Origin of the sequence: Pseudomonas sp. GV071 (assembly GCF_003050835.1) — a bacterium.
Classification (GTDB): Bacteria; Pseudomonadota; Gammaproteobacteria; order Pseudomonadales; family Pseudomonadaceae; genus Aquipseudomonas.
The window spans coordinates 142,463-158,186 of sequence record NZ_QAOJ01000007.1; the positions used below are offsets into that span (position 1 = coordinate 142,463).

The following is a 15,724-nucleotide window of genomic DNA, read 5'->3' on the forward strand; positions in this document are numbered from 1 at the left end:
GAAGCCTGGCGTTCGGCGTGCCGAGCCCGGGAAAGAGGTAAAGACTGTGGAAGCACATTTGATTGAATGGGCGAACCTGGCGGTGCGCTGGGTTCACATGATCGTCGGCATCGCCTGGATCGGTGCCTCGTTCTACTTCGTCTGGCTGGAAAACAACCTCAACCGGGTCAACCCGCGCGACGGTCTGGCAGGCGATCTCTGGGCCATCCACGGTGGCGGCATCTACCACCTGGAAAAATACAAACTGGCTCCGCCAAAAATGCCGGACAACCTGCACTGGTTCAAATGGGAAGCCTATTGGACCTGGATGTCGGGCGTTACCCTGCTGCTGATCGTCTACTACCTCAACCCATCGCTGTACCTGATCATGCCCGGCAGCGACCTCAGCCCGGCAGCGGCCATCGCCATCGGCGTCGGTTCTCTGGTCAGCGGCTGGTTCATCTACAACTTCCTCTGCGACTCACCCCTGGGTAAACAACCGGCCCTGCTCGGCCTGGTGCTGTTCGCCTTGCTGGTTGGCGCGGCGTACGGCCTGAGCCAGGTGTTCAGCGGTCGCGGCGCGTACATCCATGTCGGCGCCATCATCGGCACGATCATGGTCGGTAACGTGTTCAACACCATCATGCCCGCCCAGCGCGCGCTGGTGAAAGCCATCGAAGAGAACCGCACACCAGACCCGGCCCTGCCGGCCAAAGGCCTGCTGCGTTCGCGCCACAACAACTACTTCACCTTGCCGGTGCTGTTCATCATGATCAGCAACCACTTCCCGAGCACCTACGGCAGCCACTACAACTGGCTGATCCTGTCGGGCATCGCGGTACTGGCAGTGATCGTGCGTCACTACTTCAACACCCGTCACACCAGCAACAGCTTCAGCTGGGCATTGCCGGCCGGCGCCCTGGGCATGATCTGCCTGGCGTTTGTCACCGGCCCGAGCCTGTCCACCGTTAGCGGTGCGAGCGATGCTCAGGCGGCGAAAACCATCGAGTACCAACCGCTGCCAGCAACCGCCATTGGTGGCAAGACCGCCAAGCAAGCCGCTGAAGAAGCCGCCAAGCAGCCAGCCCCGGCTGAGCAACCGGTAGCCCAGGCGACTGCGCCAGCGGCCGGCGCGGGTTTCGACAAGGTGCATGAAGTGATTCAAGTGCGTTGCGCGGTGTGCCACTCGGCCAAGCCCACCAACAGCATGTTCAGCGCGGCACCGGCTGGGGTGATGTTTGATACGCCGGCACAGATCCAGCAAATGGCCCCGCGCATTCAAGCGCAGGCTGTGGCCACTCAGGCCATGCCGCTGGGTAACCTGACCCAGATGACGCCGCAGGAGCGTGAGCTGATCGGGGCGTGGATTGCCAAGGGTGCGCAGGTGAACTGAGTTACCCGCCATAAACAAAAAACCGCGCCTTGAGCGCGGTTTTTTGTTTGGGTAAATCGATTACCCGTAGGTTGGGTTGAGCGCAGCGAAGCCCAACAAATCGCGTAACGTTGGGCTTCGCTGCGCTCAACCCAACCTACAACACGTTCGGCTCAATCTCCAATTCCACGCCAAACTTCGCCAACACATCCGCCTGAATCCGCTTGGCCAACGCCAGCAACTCGCTACCGGTGGCGCCCCCGTAATTCACCAACACCAACGCCTGCAACTTATGCACGCCGGCATCGCCTTCACGAAAACCCTTCCACCCTGCCCGCTCGATCAACCAGCCAGCAGCCAATTTCACTTGGCCATCGGCCTGCGGATAGGCCACTACATCAGCGTGCTCAGCACGCACCTTGGCCGCCAACTCGGCACTCACCAACGGGTTCTTGAAGAAGCTACCGGCATTGCCCAGCACCGCCGGGTCCGGCAGCTTTTCCGCACGGATTAAGCAAATGGCACGGCTGACATCGCTGGCTGTCGGGCTGTCGATGCCCTGCTCGCTCAGGCGCTGACGCACCGGCCCGTATTCCAGGTGCAACGTCTGCTGCCGGCTCAACACAAAGCGCACGCGCAGAATCAGCCAGCGCCCGGCCTGCTGTTTGAACAGGCTGTCACGGTAGGCGAAGTTGCAGTCGGCCAGGCCGAATTCACGCAGCTCGCCGGTTTGACGGTCCAGCGCGGTCAGGCTGTGGAAGACGTCTTTGATCTCGACGCCATAGGCGCCGATGTTCTGCATCGGTGCCGCACCGACAGTGCCGGGAATCAGGCTGAGGTTTTCCAGACCAACCAGGCCCTGGGCCAGGGTCCATTGCACAAAAGGGTGCCACGGCTCGCCGGCCTCGGCTTCAATCAGCACCTGCTCGCCGTCTTCGACAATGCGAATGCCACGGCTGGCCATGCGCAGCACCAGCGCCTGCACATCACCAGTGAGCAGCAGGTTGCTGCCGCCACCAATCACCAGCAACGGCAGCTGCCGTTGCTCGGCCAGTTGCAGGGCGGCACGCACGTCGGCGTCGTTATCGGCTTCGGCAAACAGCGCCGCCTTCACGTCGACGCCAAAGCTGTTCAACGGCTTGAGCGAGACCTGCTCGGACAACTTCATAGGCGGCCCCGCACTTCGTTGAGCAACTGCGCGCCGGCGCTTTCCAGCAGGTCAAGCACATGCTCGAAACCATCGGCGCCGCCATAGTAAGGGTCGGGCACTTCGTCTTCATCCAGTTGGTAGCGACGCAGGTACAGGTCCAGCTCGGCGCGGCTATTGGCCGGCTGCAAGGCCTTGAGGTCGGCGAAGTTGCTGTGGTCCATGGCCAGGATCAGGTCGAAGCGCTCGAAGTCGGCCTTGCTCACCTGCCGGCCGCGCAGGGCCGAGAGGTCATAACCGCGTTGCAGCGCCGCAGCGCTGGCGCGGCTGTCTGCCGGTTTGCCCACATGCCAGGGGCCGGTGCCGGCGGAATCAACTTCCACCAGGCCATCCAACCCGGCCTGCAACAGCTGCTGGCGGAACACGCCCTCGGCCGAGGGCGAACGGCAGATATTGCCCAGGCACACGAACAGAACCCGCATCAGGCCCCCAGCAGGCGCCGAACGCGCTCCAGGTCTTCCTGGGTGTCGACACCGGCTTGCGGTGCTTCGAGGGCGTCGGCGACATGAATGCGCTCACCGTGGAACAAGGCACGCAGTTGCTCCAGGCATTCGGTGTCTTCCAGCCAGCACGGGCCCCAGCTGACAAAGTTGTGCAGGAACTGCGCGCGGTAGGCGTAAATGCCGATATGACGGCGATACGGCACACCGGCCGGCAGTTGCTCGCGGCTGGCAGCAAAGGCGTCGCGGGCCCAGGGCAGCGGCGCGCGGCTGAAGGTCAGGGCCAGGCCGTTCTGGTCGGTGACCACCTTGACCACGTTGGGATTGAACAGCGCCGCCACTTCTTCGATCGGCTCGGCCAAGGTCGACATCGCCGCCTCGGGGTGGGCGGCCAGGTTGGCTGCAACCTGGTCGATAACGGCCGGCGGAATCAGCGGCTCGTCGCCCTGCACGTTGACCACGATGGCATCGCCCGCCAGGCCCAGGGCACTGGCCACTTCGGCGAGGCGGTCGGTGCCGGAGTTGTGGTCGACGCGGGTCAGCACCACCTCGGCGCCAAACCCTTTGCAGGCCTCGACGATGCGCGCGTCATCAGTGGCCACCACCACCCGTTGAGCGCTGCTTTTTTTCGCCTGTTCCCAGACGTGCTGGATCATCGGCTTGCCGCAGATGTCTTGCAGCGGCTTGCCTGGAAGGCGGGTAGAGGCGAAACGGGCGGGAATTACGACGGTGAAAACTGTGCTCATTTACTTGTCCAGGCGCTCATCGACATTCAGGCTGCGGGCTTCGGTTTCCAGCATCACCGGGATGCCTTCACGCACCGGAAAGGCCAGGGCATCGGCCTTGCACACCAACTCGGACTTGTCATCAGCCAGCTTCAGCGGGCCTTTGCACAGGGGGCAGGCGAGGATATCGAGCAGTTTCGGGTCCATTGCATGATCCTTAAAACGGTTGAATGGAGAGCTTCAGCGGGACGCCAGCAGGCTTTCAAGGCGGCCATCGAACCAGGCCAGAAAGGCCGGCGAAGGCTGCGCATCAACGGCCAGGTACCACCAGTCATCGGCGGCAAAGGCGCGGCACTTCACGGCGTCTTTCTCAGTCATCACCAGTGGCAATGCAGGGCTGAAATTCAGCTGCGCGGCATCGAACTGGGCATGGTCGACGAAGGCATGGGGAATCGGGCGCCAGTGTAACGCCTGGAGGGTGTTGAAGAAACGCTGCGGGTTACCGATGCCGGCGACGGCGTGCAGGGCCTGGCCAGCAGGAAAATGCTCCAGGCCCACCCGCTCGCCACTGCGCACGTTGACCAGCGCCGAAGGCTGCAAGGTAAAAGCGAAGCCCTCGGCGCTGTCGCTGCTGGCGCCGTTGAACAGCACGGCGTCGACGCTATCCAGGCGCTCCACCGGTTCACGCAACGGCCCGGCCGGCAGGCAGCGGCGATTGCCCAGACCGCGCGCCGCGTCGATCAGCACCAGCTCGATATCCCGTGCCAGACGGTAGTGCTGCATGCCGTCGTCGCAGAGGATCAGGTCCAACGTCTCTTCTGCCAGCAAGGCACGCACGGCACGGGAGCGGTCGGGGTCGATCATCAGGGGCACGCCGGTGCGCTGCACGATCAGCAGCGGCTCGTCGCCAGCTTCGCTGGCAGACTGCTCGGCACGCACCCGCCACGGCAGTTGGGGCGGCGTGGCGCCATAACCCCGGCTGACCACTCCGACCTTGAGGCCACGGGCCTGGCAGTGGGCGATCAGGCTGAGGATCATCGGCGTTTTTCCGGTGCCGCCCACGGTGATATTGCCGACCACCACCACTGGCACCGGAGCGCGGTAGATCTCGCCCTCGCCGGCCAGAAAACGCTGGCGCTTGCGCTGCACTACCGCGCGGTACAGGCATTCCAGCGGCCATAGCAGGCGCAGGGCCGGATGGCCCTGGTACCAGGCGTTAAGCAGTTTTTCCGAAGCAGCCATCAGAGGCCGGCCTTTAGCGGCGATACATCAAGGCGCCGACGGCGCCTCGATGGTGGTGATGCGCAGGTGGCTGAAACCCAGCTTACCGGCGGCATCCATGGCGGTGACCACCGCCTGGTGGGTGGCTTTGCCATCGGCATTGATGGTCAGCAGCAGGCTGTTGTCGCCATCCGACTCACGTTGAATGGCCGCCATCAGCGTGGCCAGATCACTCTTGGCCAACACCTGGTCGTTCAACGAGTAGGTGCCGTCGGCGGCAATCGCCACTTCCATCTGCTTCAGTTGGGTCGCTTCCGGCGGCGTGCCGCTGGCGGCTTCCGGCAGGTCGATTTTCAGCTGGGTCGGGCGGCTGAAAGTGGTGGTGACGACAAAGAACAGCAGCAGCACGAAAATCACGTCGATCAGCGACGTCAGGTTCAGGAACACCTCATCGCGGGCGACACTGTTGGCTCTGCGGCGAAATTTCACGGCTTGCTGTCCTCAACGAAATCGACTTCGCGATCGCCCTGGGTCACTTCCACCAGCTTGATGGCTTCCTGCTCCATGGTGATCACGATCTCATCGACGCGGCGCAGCAGGTAACGGTGGAAGAACACCGCCGGAATAGCCACGATCAGGCCGGCAGCAGTGGTTACCAGCGCCTTGCCGATACCGCCCGCCAGTTGCCCGGCGTTGGCCTGGCCGTTGTCCATAAAGCCGCTGAAGATTTCGATCATGCCGAACACGGTACCGAGCAGGCCGAGCAGCGGCGCCATGGCAGCAATGGTGCCGAGGGCATTGAGGTAACGTTCCATCTCATGGATAACGCGGCTGGCCGACTCTTCGATGCACTCTTTCATGATCTCGCGACCATGTTTGGAGTTGGTCAGGCCGGCAGCGAGAATCAGCCCCAACGGCGAGTTGTTGCGCAGTTCCTTGAGCTTTTCTTTGTTCAGCTGCTTGTCTTTGATCATGCGCCACACCTGGCCCAGCAAATGGGGCGGTGCAACACGATTGACCCGCAGGGTCCACAGGCGTTCGGCAACGATGGCCACGGTAGCGATGGAACACAGGATGATCGGTAGCATCATCCAGCCACCTGCTTTGACTAGCTCCCACACGGCGTTGGCTCTCCTTGGTAAAGCGGCCTGGTTAAGCGGGCCTTATTGGAAAGTGGCCCTGACAAAAGTGGCGCCACTCTAGCATAGGGTCGCCAGCGCGCCGACCGTCGCGGTTCTCATTTTTCCCGCCAAAATCGATGTTCTTCACGCTGGCCCGAAGCTGGAGTGCGAGCGCCCAGGCGAACCCGCACCGCGCCCTGCTCGACACTGTCGTACACCCGCAACCCCAACGCCTGATAACGCGCCATTACCAGCGGGTGCGGATGGCCAAAGCTGTTGTGTGCGCCGCGGGACAGCAGCACCGAATGCGGCGCCAGCGCTTGCAGAAAACGCAGCGACGAGGAACTGCGGCTGCCATGGTGCGGCGCCTGCAACCACTCGGCCTGCACGGTCGGGTTGGCCGCCAGCCAGGCAGCTTCGGCGGCGGCATCAATATCGCCAGTGAGCAGCAGGCGCTCGCCTTGGGCCTCGATCCACAACACACAGGAGGCTTGATTGCCCTCGCCGGCTTGCGGCCAGCGCCAGGTGCGAAACTGCACGCCATCCCATTGCCAGCTTTCGCCATTGGCACAGGGCTGGGCCGCCAGGGCGGCAGGCAGTTCGTTCGGCTCGCCACTGAGCACCCGCGCCACGTTCAGGCCGCGCTGTACGGCCAGGGCGCCGCCGGCGTGGTCGTTGTCGGCGTGGCTGATCAGTAGCAGGTCGAGCTGGCGCAAGCCAAGGCCGCGCAAGGACGGCACCACCACCCGCTCGCCACTATCAAAGTCGACGGAGCGTGGGCCGGCGTCGTACAGCAGCGCGTGGTGACGGGTGCGCACCAGCACCGCCAGGCCCTGGCCGATATCCAGTTGCCACACCTCGGCCTGGCCCATCGGCACCTCGGCTTGCGGAGGAAATAGCATGGGCAGCAGCATGGCCAGGCCCAGCGCCCGACCTGATACGCCCGCTGGCGCCAGCAGCAGTGCGGCCCCTGCAACGCCCAGCAGCAAGGTCCAAGCGGGTGCCCGGGTTGCCAGCCAGGCTGGCTGCCAATCGGCCAATAACGTCAGTAAGCGGAACAACACCTCCAGCGACCCACCGGCCAGTTGCAACAGGCCCTCCCCCAGCCAGGGAATCGGCAGCGTCAGGGTGCCGAGCAAGGCCACCGGCACCACTGCCACACTGACCCACGGCCCGGCGAGCAGATTGGCCAGCGGCGCGCTGAGGCTGAGCGGTAAACCCAGCCCCAGCATCAAAGGCAACAGGCCGATGGTCATGGTCCACTGCGCCCGCCCCCAGGTACGCCACCAGGGCCAGGCGCCGAGACGCCCGGCAAATACCCAGAGCAGCACCAGCACTGCGCCGAACGACAGCCAGAAACCCGCCTGCAAGCTGGCCAGGGGCTCGGCCAGCAATACCAGATCGAGCGCCAACAGGATCGGTAACCACACCCCTAGGTGGCGGAAGCGCAGGCGCCAGAGCAACACCAACGCCACCATCAGGCAGGCGCGCTGCACCGGCACCTGGAAGCCGGCCAGCACGCCGTAGCCCAGTGCGCCAATAGCCGCTAAAGCGCAGGCCACGGGCAACCATGGCCACCGCGCCGGCCACCATCCCAGCCGCGCCAAACCGGCCACCAGGCCATAGAGCAGCCCCGCCAGCAACGCAACATGCTGACCAGAGATGACCATCAGGTGCACCGTGCCAGTGTCCTGCAACACTCGCCAATCGGCGCTCGAAACACCGGAATCATCACCCAGCACCAACGCTGCAAGCCCGCCCTGACGACCAAAAGCATCCACCGCCAACAGGCGCTGACGCAATTGATCACGCCAGGCCAACGGACCATTGGCGGCCTGCAAGCGCATACCGTGCTTCACCGAGCCCTGGGCGCCGATGCGCTGCGCCAGCAACCAGGCTTCATAGTCAAAGCCCTGCGGGTTGACCAAGCCGCGCGGGCGCTTGAGTTTGACCGCCAGGCGCCAGGTCTCGCCCGCTTGCAGCGCCGGCCCGCCGTGCCAGTTCAAGCGCAACCGCCCCGGCAACTGCGCCCGCCGCGCGCTGACCTCCTGCAACTGAAAACGTACGCCCTCGCTACCTTGCGCCGGCAAGCCGACCACCCGCCCCTGCAGCCACACCACCTGACCATCGAGCTGCGGCGCCAAGCGGTCCTCCAACGCTGCGCTGGCCGACAAGCAGGCCTAGGCGAACCCGAGCAACGCCAGGCCCAGCGCTCGTCCTTGTGTGCTGCACCAATAGGCTCGAGGCCAAGCCAGCAAAAACCCGCCCACCAGTGCAATCGCCAGTAGCCAACCGCCCGACGGCAACGCCGGGACAAACCGCAGCGCCATCAGGCCCACGGCCAGCGCCAACATCCTTGTGCGCATAACAGCTGCTCCTGCCGGCGCTATTTAAAGCAAACCGGCGCTGCTTATTTGTTGTCACAAAGTCAACGCATTGCCCCCGCACAATCTGGGCATAATCCGCCTTTTTCCGCCTGCCAGAGATGCCCTATGCCGCGCCGCCTGTTCAAGCGCTACATGCCCAATCCCGACCTGATTCGGGAGCACAAGTCGCTGCGCTTTCTCGGCACGCTGATGCATGACCCCAACCTCTGGCACCTCAATCGTCACTCAGTCGCGCGCGCGATGGCCGTCGGCTTGTTCGCCGCGTTCATCCCCCTGCCTCTGCAAATGCTGCTAGCCGCTTCCCTGGCCATTCCCCTGCGTGGCAACCTGCCGATCTCTGTGGGCCTGGTATGGCTGACCAACCCAATCACCATGCCGCCGGTGTTTTATTGCACCTACAAACTCGGCTCCTGGGTCCTGCAAATACCGGCGGGGGAAATCACCACCAACGTTTGGCCGCGCATCAGCCACTTCTTCGAAGCGCCGTCGTGGGAGCTGATTCAACTGCTGTGGAAACCGATCCTGGCGCCGTTCCTGCTGGGCTCGGTACTGGCCGGGCTGATTGCCGGCGTGCTGGGCTATGCGCTGACCATGCTGTATTGGCGCTGGTGGGTGCGTAGTAGTTGGAAGAAGCGTCAGAAAGTCAGACGGGAGCGGGCAGCGCTTTGATGGGTATCGCTGCGCGCCACCTATCCTACGAACGGATGCCCCCAACAAAAAACGCCGCTTTATGCGGCGTTTTTTGTTACTCGTAGCGCAGCGCCTCTGCCGGCTGTATCTGCGCCGCTCGCCAGGAGGGATAGAGGGTGGCGAGGAAGCTGAGGATAAACGCAGCGCTGCAGATCAACACAACGTCCAGACCTTGCAGTTCGGAGGGCAGGTTGCTGACGAAGTACACGTCGGAGCTGAAGATCTGCTGGCCGCTGATGCGTTCCAGCCAGCCCACCAGGGCGCTGACGTTCAAGGCGGCCAACACGCCGAGCACACCGCCGACCACGGTGCCGATCACGCCGATGATGGTGCCCTGAACCATGAACACGCCCATGATCTGCCGAGGTGTGGCGCCCAGGGTGCGGAGTATGGCAATGTCGCCGCCTTTGTCGGCGACCACCATGATCAGGGTGGCGATGATGTTGAACGCGGCCACGGCGACGATCAGCAACAGCAGCAGCCCGATCATGGTCTTTTCCATTTTCATCGCACTGAACAGGCTGCCCTGGGTCAGGGTCCAGTCGCTCGGGCGATAGCCTTCGCCCAGTTGCCTGGCCACCTCCGCCGATACTTTCGGTGCTTGGTACAGGTCTTTCAGCGCCAGGCGCACGCTCTGTACCTGGCCGCTTTGCAGGCGTTGCAACTGGCCGGCATCAGCGATGCTGATCAGGGCCATGGAGCCATCCAGCTCGGCGCCGACCTTGAACACACCGACCACATTCAGACGCTGCATGCGCGGGGTGATGCCGCCGGGGGCGTTGCTCAGCTCGGGGATGATCAGGGTCAGCTTGTCGCCGACATTCAGGCGGAAACGGCGCGCGGTGATTTCACCGATTACCACGCCAAACTCGCCGGGCTGCAACGCATCCAGGCTGCCCTGGACGATGTGCTTGCCGATGATCGAGACCTTGGTTTCTTCCTTGGGGTCGATGCCGTTGATCTGCACCGGCTGCATCAACCCTTTGTAGGAGAGCATGCCTTCCAGCTCGGCGAACGGCACGGCGGCAGTCACTTGCGGATTCTTCAGCGCCGCCTCGGCGACCTGGTGCCAGTCGCCAATCGGTTGCACACCGGCGATGGTCGCGTGCGGCACCATGCCGAGAATCCGCGAGCTCATTTCACGCTGGAAGCCGTTCATTACCGACAGCACCACGATCATGGCCAGCACGCCCAGGGCCAGGCCGATCATCGAGGTCAGGGAAATGAACGAGATGAAATGGTTGCGGCGCTTGGCGCCGGTGTAGCGCAGGCCGATGAAAATGCTGAGCGGGCGGAACATCAGGCGTCCACCAACTTGCCGTCTTGCAGGCGCCAGATCCGGTCCATTTGCTGCGCCAGCTCCATCGAGTGGGTCACCACCAGGAAGGCGGTTTTCGAATCGCGGCTGAGCTCCAGCATCAGGTCCTGAATGCCTTGGGCGGTGTGGTGGTCGAGGTTGCCGGTGGGCTCGTCGAGCAGTACCAGACCGGGGTTGTTGACCAGGGCACGGGCAATCGCCACACGTTGGCGTTCGCCACCGGACAGCTCGGCCGGCTTGTGTGCCAGGCGATGGCCGAGGCCGACGCGCTCCAACAGCTTGGTTGCCCGCAGGCGGGCTTCCGGGATCGCCACCTTGCCGATCAACAGCGGCATGCAGACGTTTTCCAGGGCGGTGAATTCCGGCAGCAGGTGGTGGAACTGGTAAACGAAGCCGAGGGCGCGGTTACGCAGCAGGCCACGTTTTTTCTCGCTCAGTGCCGACAGCTCTTCACCCGCCAGCCAGACGCTGCCGGTGCTCGGCGTATCGAGGCCGCCAAGCATATTGAGCAAGGTGCTCTTGCCCGAGCCGGAGCTGCCGACAATCGCTACGCGCTCACCGGGGTGCAGTTCCAGTTGCAGGTCGGCCAGCACGGTGACCGATTGCGGGCCCTCGTCGTAGCTTTTGCCCAGGTTGCGGCAGCTGAGAACGGCGTGGCCGGGCTTGTCTTGGTTGGCTGTGGCTTGCATAGCGACATTACTCATAACGGAGCGCCTCCGCAGGCTGGGTGCGCGCCGCGCGCCAGGCCGGGTAAAGAGTGGCGAGGAAACTCAGCACCAAGGCCGCGCCGCATACCTGCAGCACGTCCTGGGCCATCAATTGCGAAGGCAGGTAGTCGATGAAATACACATCGGAATTGAGGAACTTGAACCCCAGCAGCCTCTCGACACTGGCAATCCAACTGCTCACATTCAACGCGGCGACGATGCCCAATACCGCGCCGATCAAGGTGCCGACCACACCGATCACGGTGCCTTGCACCATGAACACCCGCATGATCTGCCCAGGTGTGGCGCCGAGGGTACGCAGAATGGCGATGTCGCCTTTCTTGTCGTTCACCACCATCACCAGGGTGGAAATGATGTTGAACGCGGCCACCGCGACGATCAGCAGCAACAGCAGGCCGATCATGGCTTTTTCCATGCGGATGGCCTGGTACAGGTTGCCGTGGGTGCGGGTCCAGTCGCGGGCGTAGTAATCGCGGTCACCCAACTGCCCGGCAATTTCCCAGGAGATGCGTGGGGCCTGGAACAGGTCAGCGAACTTGAGCCGCAGGCCTTGCACCTGATCGGGTTTCCAGCGGTGCAGACGGGCGATGTCGTGGATGTTGGCCAGGGCCAGGAAGCCGTCGATCTCGCCGGCGCCGACGTGGAAGATGCCGGTCACGGTGAAACGCTTGAGGCGCGGGAACATGCCGGCCGGGGTGACGGTGACTTCCGGGGCGACGAAGGTCAGTTTGTCACCGACCTTCACGCCGAGTTTGCTGGCCGCCTTGTCGCCGATGATGATCGAGAACTCGCCTTCCTTGAGCCCGTCGAGGCTGCCCTCTTTGAAGAACTTGTCGATGATCGAGACCTTCGCCTCTTCGACCGGGTCGATGGCATTGATCAACACCTTCTGCACCTTGCCGTCGTGGGTCAGCAAGCCCTGCATCTGGGTGAAAGGCGCCACCGCGACCACCTGACGGTGTTGCAGCACCTTGTCGGCCATGGCGTGCCAGTCGCTGATCGGTTCCGGCGACTCGACGGTAGCGTGGGGCACCATGCCCAGCACGCGGGTGCGCATTTCATAGTCGAAGCCATTCATCACCGACAGCACCACGATCATCACCACCACGCCCAGGGCGAGGCCGATCATCGAGGTCAGGGAGATGAACGAAACAAAATGATTTCGGCGTTTGGCACGGGTGTAACGTGCACCGATGAAAACGGACAGCGGTCTGAACATAGAAGGAGAGTTTTCGCTGCGAAGGAAGGGGCATCCTGCTGTACAAAATCCAACAGTGGCGAGGCACGGCTTGCGGCCTTACACTTTCGGCACACTGCTTAGAGCTCAGGCTCTGACAACCACCGCAGCCATGGGTTCGCCATGACGTCAAACGATGCAAGTGATCGCCGCGAATACTATCGCATCAACGATACGATCGCACTGGAATTCAGCCTGCTGTCCGGCGCCGAAGCGGTGGCCAGCGAAGCCCTGCACGACGACTCGCCGCTGTTCAACCTGCTCAGCGATCTGCACCTCTCCGACTTCGAATCACAGCATTTGCTGCGCCATATCGGCGAGCGCGACCGCACCCTGGCCAGCTACCTGAAGGTGGTCAACAAGCGCATCGACCTGCTCGGCCAGGCCCTGGCGCAGAACCTGGTGCGTGAAGTCGGTGCCCCCAAGCGGGTGACTCTGTCCGAGGGTGGCGTGAGTTTCGAGCACCCCCAGCCAGTGCCGGCCGGCAGCCACTTGGCGGTGAAAATGGTCCTGATGCCGCAAGCCCTTGGCCTGCTGTTGCGCGCGCAGGTGATTCACTGCCGCCAACAGGAAAACGGCCAGTTCGAAATCGGCACCGAGTTCGAAGCGTTGACCGACGCACAACGGCAATTGCTCGCTCGGCATATTCTGCAAAAGCAGGCGATGGAACGTCGCCAAGCCCGCGAAACACCCAGCGACTAATCTACTGAAATGCTGGCTACTGAAACGCTCGCCGCTGACAGACTTGCCAAAGAGATGCCCATGCCCCGCCCGACTTTGTTTTTAAGCCTGCTCCTCAGCCTGCTGCCCTTGGCGGCGCAGGCCGACACCCTGGAAATTCCCCTCGGTGAGCAAGGCACCAGTAACATCCCCCTGCCCGCGCGTGGCCAACTGCAGCGCAGCGTGCTCGACCAGTTCGGCCTGCCGGACGAAGAGCACAAGCCGGTCGGCAACCCGCCGATCACCCGCTGGGACTACCGCGATTTCAGCGTGTATTTCGAGAACACCCATGTGGTCGACGCCGTTCGCCACTTCCAGCCGCGCGCCGTTCAGCCGGCCGCGCCTACCCCGTCCAACTGAATACGATTCCAGCAAGGAGCAACCGTGACCCTGATCTACGGCCACCGCGGCGCCAAGGGCGAAGCACCGGAAAATACCCTGGCGAGCTTCCAGCAATGCCTCAAACACGGCGTGCGCCGCTGCGAACTGGACCTGCATCTGTCCCGCGACGGCGAGCTGATGGTGATCCACGACCCGACCCTGAAACGCACCACCGGCCACCGCGGCAAGGTGGTCGAGCATGACGCCGCCGAACTGGTGACCTACGACGCCCGTAAAGGCGGCCCGGGTTCAGTGCAGCCAACGCCCATTCCTCGCCTGGCCGAGCTGTTCGAGAAGTGCGATTTCGAGCACTGGCAGCTGGAAGTCAAAAGCGCCTCGCGGGTGCGCGCCGCGAGCACCGTGCTGGCCATTCGTGAACTGGCCCAGGAATACAACTTGCTCGACAAGGTGACGATCACTTCAAGCTCACGGGAGGTCTTGCGCGCTGCTGCAAACCTGACGCCGGACCTAAGCCGTGGCCTGGTGGCTGAATACGCCTGGCTCGACCCGCTGAAAGTGGCGCAGAACTACGGCTGTACGCTGTTGGCGCTGAACTGGACGCTGTGCACCCCCGAGCGTCTGCTAAAAGCGCAGAAACAGGGGCTGCATGTGTCGGTATGGACGGTCAACGAACCGGCACTGATGCGCCGACTCGCTGACTTCGGTGTGGACAGCCTGATTACAGACTTTCCCGGTTTGGCCAGCGCCACGCTCGCGAATCGCTGACCCCGAAACAGTCCTGCTCCCCGACCGGCTCAGGCCACCGGTCGGTGCTGCTCAAAAAAGCCGGTTGAGGCCGTCGAACGCAGCCACCCGATAGGCTTCGGCCATGGTCGGGTAATTGAACGTGGTGTTGACGAAATACTTGATGGTATTGGCTTCACCCGGCTGGTTCATGATCGCCTGGCCGATGTGCACAATCTCCGAGGCCTGATAGCCGAAGCAGTGCACGCCGAGAATCTCCAGGGTTTCGCGGTGGAACAGCAGCTTGAGCATGCCCACCGGCTCGATGGCGATCTGCGCCCGCGCCATGCCTTTGAAGAACGCCTTGCCCACTTCGTAGGGGATTTTCGCCGCGGTCAGTTCCTGCTCGGTTTTACCGATGGAGCTGATTTCCGGAATTGTATAAATGCCGGTCGGCACGTCGTTCACAAACCGCCAGCTGCCATTCTCGATGATGCTGCCCGCAGCCGAACGACCCTGGTCGAAGGCAGCGCTGGCCAGGCTTGGCCAACCGATCACATCACCGGCGGCAAACACATTGGAAACGCTGGTGCGGTAGCTCTGATCGACTTCGACCTGGCCACGGCTGTTGACCTTGATGCCGATGTTTTCCAGGCCCAGTTTGTCGGTGTTACCGGTGCGGCCGTTACACCAGAGCAAGGCGTCGGCCTTGATCTTCTTGCCGGACTTGAGGTGCAGCACCACGCCGTTGTCCATGCCCTCGATGCGCTCGTATTCCTCGTTGTGACGCACCAGCACATTGTTATTGCGCAGGTGGTAGCTCAAGGCATCGGAGATTTCGCCGTCGAGGAAGCTCAGCAACTGGTCACGGTTGTCGATCAGATCGACCAACACGCCCAGGCCACTGAAGATCGAGGCGTACTCGCAACCGATCACGCCGGCGCCGTAGATGATCAGGCGACGCGGGGTGTGGCTGAGGGTGAGGATGGTGTCGCTGTCGTACACCCGCTCGTGGTGGAAGTCGATATCGGCCGGGCGATACGGGCGCGAGCCGGTGGCGATGATGATCTGCGCGGCCACCAGCTTTTCCACCACGCCGTTGGGGCAAACCACTTCGATGGTTTGCTCGTCGGAGAAGCTGCCGGTGCCATAGAACAGATCAACGCGATTGCGCGCGTAGTAGCTGGTGCGCGAGGTGACTTGTTTGGAGATCACCCGCTCGGCGCTTTTCAGCACGTCCGGGAAGGAGAACCAACGCGGCTCGCCAATCTGGCGGAACATCGGGTTGGTGTTGAACTGCATGATCTGCCGAACCGAGTGACGCAGGGCCTTGGACGGGATGGTGCCGAGGTGCAGGCAATTACCGCCGACCTCGCGACGGTTGTCGACCACCGCCACTTTTTTCCCGGCCTTGGCGGCGTTCATCGCTGCCCCCTCGCCCGCCGGACCCGAACCCAATACCACCACGTCGTAGTTGTAGACCGCCATGTTCACTCCTCTGAAACAGCTCAAAA

The 15,724-nt window shown here is 63.0% G+C and carries 16 protein-coding genes and 1 pseudogene; 5 read left to right on the forward strand and 12 right to left on the reverse strand.

The annotated features are described in order from the left end of the window. Positions 1 to 46 precede the first annotated feature (46 nt). Entirely contained in the window at positions 47 to 1,372 is a 1,326-nt protein-coding gene (locus C8K61_RS15070) for a urate hydroxylase PuuD (protein ID WP_108097088.1), read from the forward strand. Positions 1,373 to 1,508: 136 nt separating this feature from the next. Here C8K61_RS15070 and murB read toward each other — a convergent pair whose 3' ends face one another. The 8 genes and pseudogenes from murB to C8K61_RS15110 form a co-directional block, all read right to left on the reverse strand. Further along, a complete protein-coding gene (gene murB / locus C8K61_RS15075; RefSeq protein WP_108097089.1) occupies positions 1,509 to 2,519 on the reverse strand; it encodes a UDP-N-acetylmuramate dehydrogenase in 1,011 nt (336 codons plus the stop codon). Then, positions 2,516 to 2,980 (reverse strand): low molecular weight protein-tyrosine-phosphatase, encoded by a 465-nt coding sequence (locus C8K61_RS15080; RefSeq protein WP_108097090.1) that lies wholly within the window; start codon positions 2,978 to 2,980, stop codon positions 2,516 to 2,518. Before C8K61_RS15080 ends, murB begins: the two co-directional genes overlap by 4 nt. Continuing rightward, on the reverse strand, positions 2,980 to 3,744 hold the full coding sequence (gene kdsB, locus C8K61_RS15085) for a 3-deoxy-manno-octulosonate cytidylyltransferase (protein WP_108097091.1): 765 nt from the start codon (positions 3,742 to 3,744) through the stop codon (positions 2,980 to 2,982). The genes C8K61_RS15080 and kdsB overlap by 1 nt, the downstream gene beginning before the upstream one ends. Further along, complete coding sequence (locus C8K61_RS15090; RefSeq protein ID WP_108097092.1) at positions 3,745 to 3,930, reverse strand: Trm112 family protein; 186 nt, start codon at positions 3,928 to 3,930, stop codon at positions 3,745 to 3,747. A 33-nt stretch (positions 3,931 to 3,963) separates the two neighbouring features. Further along, positions 3,964 to 4,965 (reverse strand): tetraacyldisaccharide 4'-kinase, encoded by a 1,002-nt coding sequence (lpxK, locus tag C8K61_RS15095; RefSeq protein WP_108097093.1) that lies wholly within the window; start codon positions 4,963 to 4,965, stop codon positions 3,964 to 3,966. A gap of 27 nt (positions 4,966 to 4,992) precedes the next feature. Then, the gene (locus C8K61_RS15100) at positions 4,993 to 5,433 is read right to left on the reverse strand and encodes a biopolymer transporter ExbD (RefSeq protein ID WP_108097094.1); all 441 of its coding nucleotides are present in this window, start codon (positions 5,431 to 5,433) and stop codon (positions 4,993 to 4,995) included. Next, on the reverse strand, positions 5,430 to 6,065 hold the full coding sequence (locus C8K61_RS15105; RefSeq protein ID WP_108097095.1) for a MotA/TolQ/ExbB proton channel family protein: 636 nt from the start codon (positions 6,063 to 6,065) through the stop codon (positions 5,430 to 5,432). The genes C8K61_RS15100 and C8K61_RS15105 overlap by 4 nt, the downstream gene beginning before the upstream one ends. Before the next feature lie 116 nt (positions 6,066 to 6,181). Continuing rightward, a pseudogene (locus tag C8K61_RS15110) lies at positions 6,182 to 8,431 on the reverse strand (DNA internalization-related competence protein ComEC/Rec2). A 126-nt stretch (positions 8,432 to 8,557) separates the two neighbouring features. On the opposite strand from C8K61_RS15110, the gene C8K61_RS15120 reads away from it, so the two are divergent. Continuing rightward, on the forward strand, positions 8,558 to 9,121 hold the full coding sequence (locus C8K61_RS15120) for a DUF2062 domain-containing protein (RefSeq protein ID WP_108097098.1): 564 nt from the start codon (positions 8,558 to 8,560) through the stop codon (positions 9,119 to 9,121). A gap of 76 nt (positions 9,122 to 9,197) precedes the next feature. On the opposite strand, the gene C8K61_RS15125 is transcribed toward C8K61_RS15120, so the two are convergent. Genes C8K61_RS15125 through C8K61_RS15135 form a run of 3 tightly spaced genes read right to left on the reverse strand, consistent with a single transcriptional unit; the run spans position 9,198 to position 12,407 of the window. Continuing rightward, positions 9,198 to 10,442: a lipoprotein-releasing ABC transporter permease subunit gene (locus C8K61_RS15125; RefSeq protein ID WP_108097099.1), complete on the reverse strand. Its 1,245-nt coding sequence runs from the start codon at positions 10,440 to 10,442 to the stop codon at positions 9,198 to 9,200. Further along, entirely contained in the window at positions 10,442 to 11,149 is a 708-nt protein-coding gene (lolD, locus tag C8K61_RS15130) for a lipoprotein-releasing ABC transporter ATP-binding protein LolD (protein WP_108097100.1), read from the reverse strand. The genes C8K61_RS15125 and lolD overlap by 1 nt, the downstream gene beginning before the upstream one ends. Before the next feature lie 7 nt (positions 11,150 to 11,156). After that, positions 11,157 to 12,407, reverse strand: coding sequence for a lipoprotein-releasing ABC transporter permease subunit (locus tag C8K61_RS15135; RefSeq protein ID WP_108097101.1), 1,251 nt, complete (start codon positions 12,405 to 12,407; stop codon positions 11,157 to 11,159). Positions 12,408 to 12,548: 141 nt separating this feature from the next. Between C8K61_RS15135 and C8K61_RS15140 the strand changes: the two genes are divergently transcribed. The 3 genes from C8K61_RS15140 to C8K61_RS15150 are packed head-to-tail and all read left to right on the forward strand — an operon-like array spanning position 12,549 to position 14,252. After that, positions 12,549 to 13,127 carry a PilZ domain-containing protein gene (locus C8K61_RS15140; RefSeq protein WP_108097102.1) on the forward strand — a complete coding sequence of 193 codons (579 nt, stop codon included), beginning with the start codon at positions 12,549 to 12,551 and terminating at the stop codon, positions 13,125 to 13,127. Positions 13,128 to 13,187: 60 nt separating this feature from the next. Further along, positions 13,188 to 13,505: a phosphodiesterase gene (locus C8K61_RS15145; RefSeq protein ID WP_256589445.1), complete on the forward strand. Its 318-nt coding sequence runs from the start codon at positions 13,188 to 13,190 to the stop codon at positions 13,503 to 13,505. 24 nt (positions 13,506 to 13,529) lie between these two features. After that, the gene (locus tag C8K61_RS15150; RefSeq protein ID WP_108097104.1) at positions 13,530 to 14,252 is read left to right on the forward strand and encodes a glycerophosphodiester phosphodiesterase; all 723 of its coding nucleotides are present in this window, start codon (positions 13,530 to 13,532) and stop codon (positions 14,250 to 14,252) included. A 51-nt stretch (positions 14,253 to 14,303) separates the two neighbouring features. Here C8K61_RS15150 and sthA read toward each other — a convergent pair whose 3' ends face one another. Next, positions 14,304 to 15,698 carry a Si-specific NAD(P)(+) transhydrogenase gene (sthA, locus tag C8K61_RS15155; RefSeq protein ID WP_108097105.1) on the reverse strand — a complete coding sequence of 465 codons (1,395 nt, stop codon included), beginning with the start codon at positions 15,696 to 15,698 and terminating at the stop codon, positions 14,304 to 14,306. Positions 15,699 to 15,724: the final 26 nt, after the last annotated feature.

Coding starts and splice junctions, on each gene's coding strand:
- murB (WP_108097089.1), bottom strand. CDS start 2,519: ATGAAGTTGTCCGAGCAGGTCTCGCTCAAGCCGTTGAACAGCTTTGGC.
- C8K61_RS15080 (WP_108097090.1), bottom strand. CDS start 2,980: ATGCGGGTTCTGTTCGTGTGCCTGGGCAATATCTGCCGTTCGCCCTCG.
- kdsB (WP_108097091.1), bottom strand. CDS start 3,744: ATGAGCACAGTTTTCACCGTCGTAATTCCCGCCCGTTTCGCCTCTACC.
- C8K61_RS15090 (WP_108097092.1), bottom strand. CDS start 3,930: ATGGACCCGAAACTGCTCGATATCCTCGCCTGCCCCCTGTGCAAAGGC.
- lpxK (WP_108097093.1), bottom strand. CDS start 4,965: ATGGCTGCTTCGGAAAAACTGCTTAACGCCTGGTACCAGGGCCATCCG.
- C8K61_RS15120 (WP_108097098.1), top strand. CDS start 8,558: ATGCCGCGCCGCCTGTTCAAGCGCTACATGCCCAATCCCGACCTGATT.
- C8K61_RS15125 (WP_108097099.1), bottom strand. CDS start 10,442: ATGTTCCGCCCGCTCAGCATTTTCATCGGCCTGCGCTACACCGGCGCC.
- lolD (WP_108097100.1), bottom strand. CDS start 11,149: ATGCAAGCCACAGCCAACCAAGACAAGCCCGGCCACGCCGTTCTCAGC.
- C8K61_RS15135 (WP_108097101.1), bottom strand. CDS start 12,407: ATGTTCAGACCGCTGTCCGTTTTCATCGGTGCACGTTACACCCGTGCC.
- C8K61_RS15140 (WP_108097102.1), top strand. CDS start 12,549: ATGACGTCAAACGATGCAAGTGATCGCCGCGAATACTATCGCATCAAC.
- C8K61_RS15145 (WP_256589445.1), top strand. CDS start 13,188: ATGCCCCGCCCGACTTTGTTTTTAAGCCTGCTCCTCAGCCTGCTGCCC.
- sthA (WP_108097105.1), bottom strand. CDS start 15,698: ATGGCGGTCTACAACTACGACGTGGTGGTATTGGGTTCGGGTCCGGCG.